The 12266-nt window shown below is 42.4% G+C and carries 10 protein-coding genes; 2 read left to right on the forward strand and 8 right to left on the reverse strand.

All coding sequences use genetic code 11. The annotated features are described in order from the left end of the window. Positions 1–10: 10 nt before the first annotated feature. The 6 genes from A3750_RS26965 to A3750_RS18585 form a co-directional block, all read right to left on the reverse strand. On the reverse strand, positions 11–187 hold the full coding sequence (locus A3750_RS26965; RefSeq protein ID WP_068450854.1) for a rubredoxin: 177 nt from the start codon (positions 185–187) through the stop codon (positions 11–13). Between the two features lie 9 nt (positions 188–196). Beyond that, positions 197–367, reverse strand: coding sequence for a rubredoxin (locus A3750_RS26970; RefSeq protein ID WP_068450844.1), 171 nt, complete (start codon positions 365–367; stop codon positions 197–199). A gap of 34 nt (positions 368–401) precedes the next feature. Then, complete coding sequence (locus A3750_RS18570) at positions 402–755, reverse strand: hypothetical protein (protein WP_068450841.1); 354 nt, start codon at positions 753–755, stop codon at positions 402–404. A 47-nt stretch (positions 756–802) separates the two neighbouring features. Then, the gene (locus A3750_RS18575) at positions 803–2017 is read right to left on the reverse strand and encodes an alkane 1-monooxygenase (RefSeq protein WP_231871879.1); all 1215 of its coding nucleotides are present in this window, start codon (positions 2015–2017) and stop codon (positions 803–805) included. A gap of 220 nt (positions 2018–2237) precedes the next feature. Continuing rightward, positions 2238–3848: a GMC family oxidoreductase gene (locus A3750_RS18580; protein WP_068450838.1), complete on the reverse strand. Its 1611-nt coding sequence runs from the start codon at positions 3846–3848 to the stop codon at positions 2238–2240. A gap of 120 nt (positions 3849–3968) precedes the next feature. Continuing rightward, positions 3969–4964: an AraC family transcriptional regulator gene (locus tag A3750_RS18585; RefSeq protein WP_068450835.1), complete on the reverse strand. Its 996-nt coding sequence runs from the start codon at positions 4962–4964 to the stop codon at positions 3969–3971. Positions 4965–5438: 474 nt separating this feature from the next. Here A3750_RS18585 and A3750_RS18590 point away from each other — a divergent pair, with 474 nt between their 5' ends. Next, positions 5439–8486 carry a Tn3 family transposase gene (locus tag A3750_RS18590; protein WP_068450832.1) on the forward strand — a complete coding sequence of 1016 codons (3048 nt, stop codon included), beginning with the start codon at positions 5439–5441 and terminating at the stop codon, positions 8484–8486. A 110-nt stretch (positions 8487–8596) separates the two neighbouring features. On the opposite strand, the gene A3750_RS18595 is transcribed toward A3750_RS18590, so the two are convergent. Beyond that, positions 8597–9490, reverse strand: a complete 894-nt coding sequence (locus A3750_RS18595; protein WP_231871880.1) for a sterol desaturase family protein — start codon at positions 9488–9490, stop codon at positions 8597–8599. Positions 9491–9699: 209 nt separating this feature from the next. Between A3750_RS18595 and A3750_RS18600 the strand changes: the two genes are divergently transcribed. Further along, positions 9700–10695 carry an AraC family transcriptional regulator gene (locus tag A3750_RS18600; protein WP_068450824.1) on the forward strand — a complete coding sequence of 332 codons (996 nt, stop codon included), beginning with the start codon at positions 9700–9702 and terminating at the stop codon, positions 10693–10695. Positions 10696–10895: 200 nt separating this feature from the next. On the opposite strand, the gene A3750_RS18605 is transcribed toward A3750_RS18600, so the two are convergent. Continuing rightward, positions 10896–12266 (reverse strand): DUF1214 domain-containing protein (locus A3750_RS18605; protein ID WP_156498728.1); only part of this gene is annotated, 1371 nt, incomplete at its 5' end.

Below are 12266 nucleotides of genomic sequence, written 5' to 3' on the forward strand. Positions count from 1 at the left end.
TTTCCAGTTCCTATTTAAGCAAGTAAAAATCAGATTTCGATGCCGAACACTCAGGACAAGTCCAATCATCTGGGATGTCTTCAAACCGCGTACCCGGCTCAATTCCTTCCTCTGGCATACCCAACTCTTCGTCGTAAATCATGTCACACGTAATACAACAATATTTCCTAAAATTTTCAGTGCTCATGACAGCCCCTCACTTAAGTTTAACTTCTTCAAAATCCGGCTTTTCTCGGACAAAACAGTCCGGGCAAGGAAAATCTTCCGGAATATCCTTCCACTTGGTTCCTGATGGATAACCTTCGTGTTCTGCACCTTTGTCTTCGTCGTAAATATAGCCACAATCTGGGCATTGATACTGAGCCATGTTTGCTCCTTTGTTTTCTTAAGTAATACTTTGTTTAAATGATGATTGAGTATGCGAGCACCAACACGGAAAATATCGCAATCAATCCATGAATAAACTGAAAAGTCAGTGGTATTTTCTTTCTCTTTAAAAGCACCCTAAATAAATAATAAGCTCCAACGACCACACTTGAGAGTAAAGCGGCAGCAATCCAGTTCCACTCGTTGAAGTGTCCCATTGAGCTAGATTCATAGAGGGCATACATCAAAAGAAATGCAGCTCCCACCGCTCCGGCACCGTGCGCGTTGATCATCCATCTTCTGACTGAATCCTTACGTGCACGTTTTTTCAGCATATATGCACCAAAACTAGCGACACCGATGAAAGCAAATAACGATACAGTGAACATAAGATAACCTTGTCTAATATCGAGCTAAAGGGCAGGAGAAAGACTGCTTAAGCAGCCTTCTTTTCAGGATTATGGTAGCGAGAGTAGAGCTCGTCCTTCTTGTCGGCATCAATATTAACTTTGTCCATATCTCCACCAGCCCAAGCAACTACTTTAGGGTCCATTATCGAAAACCAAACAGAAGGAATCATTGCGTATACAAACATCAATGGATAACCTGCAGGCAGATTAGGAACACCGTTATAATCACGCAAAACCTGATACGCACGAGTTGGGTGTGCATGGTGATCAGAGTGACGCTGCAAGTGCAACAAAATCAAATTTGAAACTTTTTGGTTAGCATTCCATGAGTGATGTGGCTGGCAACGCTCATAGCGACCTGTTTTTTCATTTTTCTGACGAAGCAGACCATAGTGCTCAATATAGTTTGCGCACGTAAGCTGCCAGTAACCGAAGCCCGCAACAATCAACAAGAAAGGAATCATAATGGGGCCGAAGTAAGCAAGTAGCAAAGAGTATAAGGCAATTGTCGCGATAGCTGGCTGAATAATTTCATTGCTGAAAGACCACTCAGATTTACCCATTCTCTTTAATCGAGCGGATTCCAGTTCCCAAGCTCGACGAAACGCCCCAGGAATTTCGCGCTTCACAAACTTGTAAAGTGACTCACCCATTCTTGAAGAAGCTGGATCTTCAGGTGTCGCTACATCTTTGTGATGACCTTTATTGTGCTCAATAAAGAAGTGCCCATAGCCAGAAAGAGCTAGCGCCATTTTGGCGAAGAATACTTGAACTCGATCATTGATCTTGTGCCCCATCTCATGGCCCAAGTTAACGCCAATACCTGCTACCAGTCCCGCGGACAACGCGCCGCCCAGAAAGCTAAACCAAGACCATTCATATTGAGAAACAGTGTATGCACAGGCAATCACTCCCGCCCAAAGTAATGGCACGGTCAGATACATAACTTTCTTGTAGTATTCTTCAGACTTAAGCTCTTCAACCATTTTGTCTGTTGGGTTCGCTTCATCGTCGCCAAAGTATTTGTCTAGCAAAGCTATTCCGAAGTACCAAAATACTATTGTCGCCCAAAGCCATAATCCATTGCCCGTAGTTACCGCTAAATAACATGAACTTATTGGGGCTAAAGGTAGAACAAGCGAAATAAGATACGCGTATTTTTTTAACGAAATCCAAGTGGTTATCTGCCCCTCTTCCTGAGAGCGTGGGATAGAAAGCATTGCTGCGGTTTCTTTTGACATATTTATTCCTCCGTATTTGTTAGAGGTATAATATTACTTGGAGGAGCTGGCGAGAGTTATGGCTGGAGGTGTCAAGTCATGGTCAATTTGTGTCTTTGATGAAAATTTTGAATAGAAATTAAACCAAAAAAAGGCGCTACATGAGCGCCTAAAAACCTGAATACACAAGTGCTTCAGCAGATGATTCTTCTATCACCTGTAAACTTACATCAAGAAAACCTTACTCCCCAGCATTTAGAATCAGGCTTGCAGCCTTTTCTGCTATAGCAATAGTCGGTGCGTTCGTGTTACCACTAATTAAGGTAGGCATAATAGATGCATCAATAACCCGGAGCCTTTCAACCCCACGAACCCTAAGTTCACTATCAACAACTGCCATATCATCATTCCCCATTTTGCAGGTCCCTACGGGATGATAAACCAAACCTAAACGATCCTTACATTTCTGTAGAATTGCCTCATCATCTATAACATCCGATCCAGGATGAAACTCATCGCCACGATGCTCAGAAAAGGCATCTTCCGCCAAGATTTTCCGCGCAGAACGAATACCATCAACCAATGTTTTTCTATCATCGGGATGACTGAGAAAATTAAAATTGATCTTCACTTTGTCTTCCGGGTTAGCTGATCTCAAACTAACAGCACCTCTACTTTTTGGCCTTAAAACACAGACATGCAAGGAATAACCATGTTGCGATAGCAAGCGCGCGTCACGACCACAATCATCAAACAACAAGGGAACAAAGTGCATTTGAATATCTGGCACCTGCACACCATCATTGGATTTAAGAAACGCCCCCGCTTGAGTAATAGAGTTTGCCAAATTACCCTTTTTAAACATCAAGTAACGCAAGGTATCGGGCAACATCCGTCCCAGTCCTCGAGGTGATAAAGAAAAGCCATCCTTTTTCTTACTCTTAACGAGAACACACGCATCGACGTGCTCTTGTAGATTTTTACCAACACCTGGCAAGTCATGAATTGTGCTAATACCGTGTTGTTTTAACTCTTCACTTTCACCTATTCCAGAAAGCATCAATAAATGAGGCGAATTGAAGCTGCCCCCACTCAACAATACTTCTTTGCGAGCCTTAACCACAAAATCTTGGCCTGCCTTGGTATAGGCTACACCCTCTGCCTTTTTCTCATCGAAAATCAGTCGTTGAACCAAGGCTTCACATTGAATGTTGAGATTGGGGCGATCTAATGCAGGCTTAAGATAAGACCTTGAAACACCACACCTTTGTCCATCTTTAATCGTAAACTGATAGTAACCTGCCCCTTCGAAATTAGGACCGTTAAAATCATTAGTGAGAGGATAACCCGCCTGTTCTGCGCCCTTGATAAAACAGTCATTCAATGGATAACTATTAACGGTATCAGAAACATATAATGGCCCCTGATCACCATGATACTCATCACCACCACGCTCGTTCGTTTCAGCTTTTTTAAAGAAGGGTAATAAATCACTGAACCCCCAACCTTCATTACCTAGTTCGCGCCAATGATCATAATCAGACTCATGCCCTCGAATATACACCATTGCATTGACTGCACTACTTCCGCCCAATGTTTTTCCTCTGGGACAGAATATAGGCTTACCTCCCCGAATATCATTTACTGGCTCCGTCTCATATCTCCAGTTATATTTTCGACTAAACATGAAGTAAGCAAACGCGCCGGGAATCTTAATCATAGAGCTTTTATCTTCGGGGCCAGCTTCAAGAACCAGCACCGTATTTTTCCCGTCTTCGCTTAAACGGTTTGCTAATACGCAGCCTGCTGAACCAGCCCCAACGATAATATAATCGTATATTAACTCTGGCATTTTCCCCTCCCATCAAAGACCCAATGCACTTTCTATCTAGAGAATACAAATGCTATTTGAAATTCTTGGATCCCAAAACGGCAGAGGGTTTCATTTCATAGTCTATAAGTGCCAAAAAAATCACATATGGCTTTGCTGCTCTCTAAATTGAGACGGTGAGCAACCAAACCACCTCTTAAAACTTCTTCCGAAGTTAGAAAGGTCTTCGTAACCAAGTTGGAGGGAGATGGATTCAATCTTTTGACTGGTATTTATTAGTAGATACTGGGCATGTCTTTTCTTAGCAGCTTCCATTAACTGCTTGAATGTAGTGTCCTCTTGCTTTAACTTCCTAATAAACGTGCTTTTAGACATATAAAGTGTCTTTGCTGCTTGCTCCAGTGACAGACCAAACTGAATACTAGACGATATCAATTCGTTAACTTTTTCGCTTAGGGATTGCTCATCAATTAAACGCGCCATTTCTAGTCTGCACTGTTGGGCGGCCATTTCAGAGGTGGCAGGGTCTGCAGAAACGCAGCGAATACTTTTCCAATGAAGGGGAATCTCGAATCTTAGTATTTCGTGACCATAACTAACTGTATTAGAAAGACATTCACTATAAAGAACAGACCAGGAAGGTTGTTCGAAAGGCATTTCGACCGTGATATCTTTTGCTTTTTTTCCGATCGCAAATTTAATTATGTTATACCCTAAGGTAGCTATTGTCTCGTATAATACAGTCCTTATTTCTCCCCATTCAACTGTAGGTTCTATACACAGGAAAATGCTTTCATCATCTTCTTCAAGTCTAAAGCGGAGTATCTGGGCTCGCACCTTATAATATTCACATAAAAACACTAAACTCTCTTCTAAATCCTTCATGTGAGACAGGCCGTAGCCAACGTGTCCGTGACTAGCAAGATTAATATTTTTCCCTACCTCTAGCCCCAAACTTTTTGGGCAACCGGAACTCCACAAAAATACAACCAGCTGTTTCAATGTAGACAAAGTAATGAAAGGGTTATTCCCATCATGATCTAATGTTCTCCAAAACGGTGCTAAATCGACTTTTTGCTCTTCCGCATAACGAACAAAATGATTGAAATAAGTTACAGACAGGAGGTTAGATTGCATAACACTTTTGACAGTAATTTTTATTAAATTCTATAATTCTAGTCATATTTCAGTCAAAAGCTACGAACAAACACAACCTAGCTTAAAGCAATGCTTAAAATCGACTAATCCAAGCCAATCTTTGGCGAATCATTATTAGTAAATAACAGCTTAAGTCAAAAATCAGGCCAAACCCTCAATCAACTTTTTGTGGTCGTTTACGATGTATTTCAACCAAATCTAAATGACCGCTTACTCATGAAAGCCGATAAACGTGAATTGTGTGAATCGTTGACATATCACACTCGCTTTCATACTCTAAACACGGCTTCTGGGGGCGGCGCTATACAGAGACAAGGCCTTACTAACTTTCGTCTCGCATTAAAACCGCCTTGTGCGGTTTTGCTGTTTATGGGGCTGGCTCACCCGATACTAAGCTTTTCTTGCTGAGTACCGATAAATAATTACGCACCATAACAATAAGAGCGTAGTGATATGCCAGTTATCAATATTTTGAACGACGCAGAAAGACTGTTGTTCGACACTCCTCCTAGATTTTCCAAGGAAGATCGTCAACGTTACTTCTCGATTCCATCTGAACTGAAATCAAGCATCACTCGAATTCATCCGATCGAAAGCAGAATTGGCTTTATTTTGCAGCTTGGTTACTTCAGATCTCGAGCTCGCTTTTTCAATTCTGCCCAATTTGGAAAGCGCGATATCAACCATGTGGCTAAAACTTTAAGCGTTGAACCCCCTACTTCATTGACTAGCTACGCTGGATCTTTAGTTACCAGGCATAGAATCAAGATTCTGGATTTCCTGAACTGGGAATCTTATGACAGTAGTATGACTGAAACTCTAGTAGGTTTAGCGCTGAATTTTGCTGCTCAAAAAGAACAACCAAAATTCATTTTCGACGCGCTTACAGATGCTTGCTGGAAACACCAAGTAGCCATTCCGAGCTTTAGTGAATTAAACACAATAATCACGGATGCTTTCAACGAGTCAGAGAAGAATCAAATTTCTAATCTTCGCAGGGCGATTAAACCGGCTCATTCAGAATTACTGGACTCCCTATTAACTCCCATAACTGCCGGAAGCAGAACAACTACCCCGCTAGCATCATATAAGAACATTGATCAGTCCATGCGGCCAAAAGATATTAAGCAAAACGTGAATAACATGATCGTTTTCAAAGATATGTTTGATCAGCTTGCAGATGTTTATGACGAATTAAATATAAATGACAAGGCGACTAGGTATTATGCTGAATGGGTACGCAAAGCCGATATTCAACAACTGACGCAATTTACAGATAAAGAAAATATTTATCTTCACCTGCTGGGGTTTGTTAAGCATCACTACTTCGCTCGGCAAGATAGTCTAGTAGACGCTTTGATGAAGTCGGTGACATCAACGTTGCACAAAGCTTCAAGCAAACAAGCTGAGCACGAACGATCTGTCAAAGAAGAACGAGACAAGGCAATTCACGAGTTAAGCAAATCTCATAAATCTATTTCAAAGCTAGCAAAAGAAATTATCTCAATTGTTGAAAGCGTATCTGCAACGCCCAACGAAAAATATCACAAGATAGAAGAGCTGGTTTTTGATTACCAAAAGAACGACGAAATTGATTATAGTTTGTTAGAAGATCTGGATAATCAGCTGAGAAAAGAAAGTAAAAATCATACGTACTATCAACTGCTCGAATCGCTTTCTTTAAGACTTCAACTTAAAGCGACCCCTATCGTACGTGCTCTCAATTTTGATAGTACCTCCAAGGCAAAGGATTTATTAGAAGCAGTAGATCACTTTCAAGAGTCAGAGGGCAATGTCGGCAAATCTCCACCTATTAAGTTTCTGTCAAAGCAAGATCGAGCTAATGTTGAGCGTAATGACTTTTCAATCCCTCTGTATAAGTGCCTGCTGTTTATCTATATCTCTAAAGCAATCAAATCCGGGGACTTAAATTTAGCCTACTCATATCGCTTCCGCAGCATTCAGGACTACATGATTGATAAAGAATATTGGGAGGCTCGAAAATACCAGATCTTGCGCGAGTGCAATCTACTTGAGTACATAGACGGAGAAGCATATTTAGCGGGCTTAAAATTGGGCCTTCACGAGAAATACAAGGTTGTTAATAAGCACTTAGCCGACGGGATAAATACCTCCCTCACTTTTAAAGATGGCCGAGTATCTAGAGTGAGCACGCCAAAAACTGACTTTCAAGAGGAATCATTTATTGCGGATGCCCTATCCCAGGATGGATATATTCCAATTCTCCAACTACTTAAAGAAGTAAACCAGGTATGCCAGTTCACTGCTGACTTTAAGCACCTGAGCCCTAAAAATGTAAAGATGAAACCAAAGGAAGAAACTCTAATGGCTGGTATTCTTGCAAAGGGCTGTAATATTGGCTTAGGCAAACTCGCGAGTATTTCCGCTGGTATACAGGAGCACACGCTGCACAACACAGTTAACTGGTTTTTCAGTTTAGAAAATATTAGAAAAGCTAATAACCGCATCGTAGATGCAATCCACAATTTAAAATTATCCAGTGCTTATCTAAAGGATCCGGAAGTTCTCCACTCATCGAGTGATGGTAGAAAGGTAAACGTCGATGTAGATTGCTTGCACGCGAATCATTCCTACAAATATTTCGGCAAAGACAAGGGCGTCACAATTTATACATTCATTGATGAAAAGCAGTCGTTATTCCACAACTCTGTCTTCAGCGCTTCCGATCGTGAGGCACCATACGTCATTGATGGTTTACTCCAAAATGAAGTGACGGATCTTAGGCAAGTACATTCAACCGATACACATGGTTATACAGAGCAGATATTCGCTGTGTCGCACTTTCTAGGGATAGCGTTTGCACCAAGACTTGCCAACATCGGGAACCAGCAAATATATAGCTTTTCTGCGCGAAAAACTTTTTACGACAAAGGATATCGTCTACTTCCAAGTCGTCCTGTCAGCAAAAATCAAATACTTGATCACTGGGATGATATCTTAAGATTTATTGCAACGATTAAGATGAAGCAAGCTACTGCCTCACAGCTGTTTAAACGATTAAGCTCATACTCTAAGGAGCACCCCTTGTATCGAGCACTTAAAGAGTTTGGAAGGGTTATTAAATCACAGTTCATTCTGACTTATTTCGATGACGAAGATCTAAGACAACAAATACAAAAGCAACTCAATAGAGTCGAGCTTTCGAATAGATTCTCTCGAGCGGTATTCTTTGACAACGACCAAGCCTTTCAAGAAGGTGTTCTAGCAGACCAGGAAGTTGCTACGGCGTGCAAGCTGCTTCTCCAGAACTCAATCATACTCTGGAACTATTTATATTTATCCGACCTTGTAGCTGACACGTCAGACCCTGACGATAGAAGAGATCTCATTGAATCAATAAGTCAGGGCTCAGTGATAACATGGAAGCACGTTAATTTACGTGGCGAATACGATTTCAGAAGGAAGGCATCTAATGATGCTCGTTTTGATATGGATAAAATTAGATCTATCAAGCTATAAAAACCTAGAGATATTTTCTTTATATAACAGCACGTTATGGACAAAAATGTAAAATCTGCTCCCTATATTGTTGGGGAGCCAAGGTAGGTTGTTATCTCTGCATCAAGATTTTATACAGCTCTGGTGCCAGAGCCTTTTGCATCGCTTTCCGATCTTTCAGGGTCGCCTTGGTAAACGTCTTCAACATAACTCGGTGACTTGTAGAAAATCTTAAGATCCCGATATTTTGCGACGTCTTTGAACATCTGAAAAAATTCATCAAGGTTCAGCCGAAGCGGATTTAACGTTTTTGGTTGGCGACTAGTTAGTCCGTATTCAATCTTGCCGACATCACGCTCGTCGACAAAGGTTCCAAATAATCGGTCCCATATGATAAATACACCGCCAAAATTGGTATCAATTTGGTCTGGCTTGCAACCGTGATGCACGCGATGATGTGAAGGTGTATTAAAGACTTTTTCCAATATACCCAAGCGGCCAATTGTTTCTGTGTGCAAGAAAAACTGATAAGCAAGGCTTGCCTCGATCGCAATTAATGCCCAATTCTTATCAAATCCTATCAGCGCTAACGGAATCCACCAGAGCACCCAGCCGAAATTTAAATCCATTAGAAAGTTCTGACGCAACGCAGTCGAGAAATTCATAATCTTAGAAGAATGATGCGTAACATGAATGGCCCACAACCAGCGAACTTTGTGCATCAAATAGTGATAAACGTAAAAGAAAAAGTCTGTAGCGATAATCAGAAACACGATGCTTACTACGCCAACTTCAGCTTCGTATTGAAATCCATACTGTCTGACATACTCATAGAAGTACTGAATAAATAACGCTATAGCGATTCCGTCAACAATCTTATACATACCACCGGTACTAATATTTGCGACGGTTTCTTTTAGATTATAGGCTTCTGGCCGCCCTTTTTTTCGCCAATATACAGCCTCGGCAATAATAATCGATACGAATAAAACTCCAAAAATGACGATAAAACCTATTGCATGCATTACATCTTCCAAAGGGTTTTCCTCCTACGTTGCTCCGCCCAATGTAAGCGAGATCCAATAGAGCTTGAGCCGAGATTAGCGTGTTTAATTGCTATCTACTTTACGTTTCTGCTCAAAGGTGTAATTGCCATTCTGCCGTTATTTTTTGACAATCTCCGCCAAAAGTAACAGGGTTATAGGATCAATAGTATGTGTAGAGCGCTTAAAAAATGTTGAATGACCTATTCATTACACGCGATGTCGTGGGCTTATTAGCCCATTATTTAGAGTGTCATCAACTCGATTATCCTCGCTATCGAGAGAAGTTAGCCCACTACGCGAGTAAACAACACATGTCCTACGAACAGTGGTGGGAATTGCTAGAAGAGTTACAGGCGCTCAGCGGCGTTCAGGCACTGGGCCTTGAGGTGGGTAAATGCGTCAAAGTTGAGCACTGTGGCGTACTGGGCTATCTATTTCGTACTAGTCGCAATGTAGGAGAAGCACTCTCCTGCTTTAAGCGTTTTCAAGGTATGTTATATGCGGGCAGCCAGGCTCAGATTGCGCAGGTAGACTCTGATACCGTAAGCCTGATTTGGGAGCCAGATTTTGGCTATTCGAGCCAACTCTCGGACGAGCTTCTGCTCGCCGCCATCGTTGGCATCATAAGAGAGATCATCCACCCCTCCCCGCTCTGTTTGTTACAAGTGGATTTCACACAAGCACTCTCAGATAGCAACTCGGAAATATACGCCTCTTTTTTTGGATGCAAGGTCAAGCAACACCAACCAAAACTCGCGCTGAGCTTTGCATTTAATGATCTAAATAAGGTGATTCCGCATGAAGACCAGACGCTTCACGCAATACTTGGCAAGCAAGCAGAGGCGATCTTAAATTCGCTACCAGAAAGTGATCTCTTCTTAGTAGAGCTTCGCGACACGCTCATTCGTTGTTTGCACGAAGGGGTCTCTGATGCGGCTAGTGTGGCTACTCAAATGCATTTATCCGAACGGACGTTACACAGAAGACTTAAATCCAAAGACCGCATATTTAGAGATGTGTTGAAAGACATCCGCAAATCAATGGCCATTACGTATTTGAACGATGACAAACTTACGTTAACAGAGGTTGCCTTGCTCTTAGGTTACAGCGAGCAAAGCGCGTTTTCTCGGGCATTTCGGCAATGGCATGGCTGCTCGCCGTTGAAATATAAGCAGGCTCAATGAGCTCGATCGTAGTTAGCTTTAGAGATGCAGATTTGTATACGCAGGCCAAAAGATTTACTAGTCCATCGTTTCGGTTAACACCAAATAGCGGACCTTTTTCGCTAGTGAATCAACTGAGAGCCGTTTCTACAAAGCAGACATCATGAACGCCTCAAACACCGGCGCAGCGTAGCTGCGTCCAGGTGTTTTGACTTGTTAGCTTATTCAACCAGAACAAAGTTAGGCAGGATAGTTTCCGGCGTTTGCGCTACGAATTCTTTACTTGGCGAATATGCTCGAAAATAAACAAACCAGCCTTCACCGAGATTGGTCTGTACCCAGTTGGCTGCGGCAACACCTTCTGGCTTCTCCGGTGCAAAGTGGAACACATAATTCCCATCTTCATTCTTCTGAGTGCCTGCGATGTTTGAACCTACATCGGCACGCTTCATTTTGTTATTGATAATGGCGCGGTTTTCAATGTTATAAACCGTTACAGTCCAGAATGTTTCGGCATAGTTTACGTCTCCTCTAACAGTGAGGGTGTAGTGCTTTCCGCCATCAAGACCTTTCCCATTTTCATCGCGGTAATTGTCTAGATAAACCTGACCCCAACCTCCGTTTGCCATACCATGCATGGCAATATCATTGGTGACTGCCTCATAAAACCATGCTGCGCGACCATCCAGATCCATGCCGTAGGCTCGGTTCTGATCTGGAGTGGATGCAGTGGCAATTTCCCAGCGGTTATTTTCCGGACCATATTCTGATTGATCAAGGCGGCCGGTTTTACTGAAGTCGATATTTTTGGCCATGATTTCACCAACAACAATAGCTTCTTCGAGTAAGGCTTTCTGCCGCTCGCTAGGGTTGAACGGCTTATCTTTCTCAATACCTAAAGGTCGCAGCATGTCATGCATCATGCGATCACGTTCATGCACAGGTTCACTCTGGATAGCCTCATTCAATATACTCCAGAACGCCATGCCACGTGGCTGCTTACCATCTACTCCAAGCTCAGGACGGTTGATGCCCTTGTCACTGAGCGGTTTGCCATCAAGGCCAGTGATGGTCAGGTCATCTAGGTCTTGAGCTCGTTGCTTCGCAGATTTCGCCATCAAACGGACGCCGAAAAAGACATAGTTGCTATTAGATTCAACAACCTTTACACCTTCTGGAAGACTAGTAGGTGTTTCGGAACCCTCTGGGATAATGAGGTACTGACCGGGTTCGGTCATTTGTGACAAGCCAATCTGCCACACATTATGTACGGCTCCGCGCACTTCGTTGGTTGGAATGGTAATCATGGTAGGTTGCTTCGAGACGTCAAAGAAAGAAATGACATATGGCGTGCTGGTATTGTAGGTCAGGCCACCAAGTTTGGAATCATAACTTTCAAAGTAGTGAATCTGGCCGTCTTCTCCGCCCATATCATATAAAGACTGTTTCCAGGCATAAAAGCTGGTCATCGGTACGGACCAGATATAGGCCTGGCATGCACGCTGGAAGTCAATCGCATCAAATATCTTGTTGCGACTCTGCTCTGTTGGCACGCCCACCAAATAGTTATTTTCGAAGGTAAGTTCACCTAT

Source organism: Oleiphilus sp. HI0079 (genome assembly GCF_001635105.1).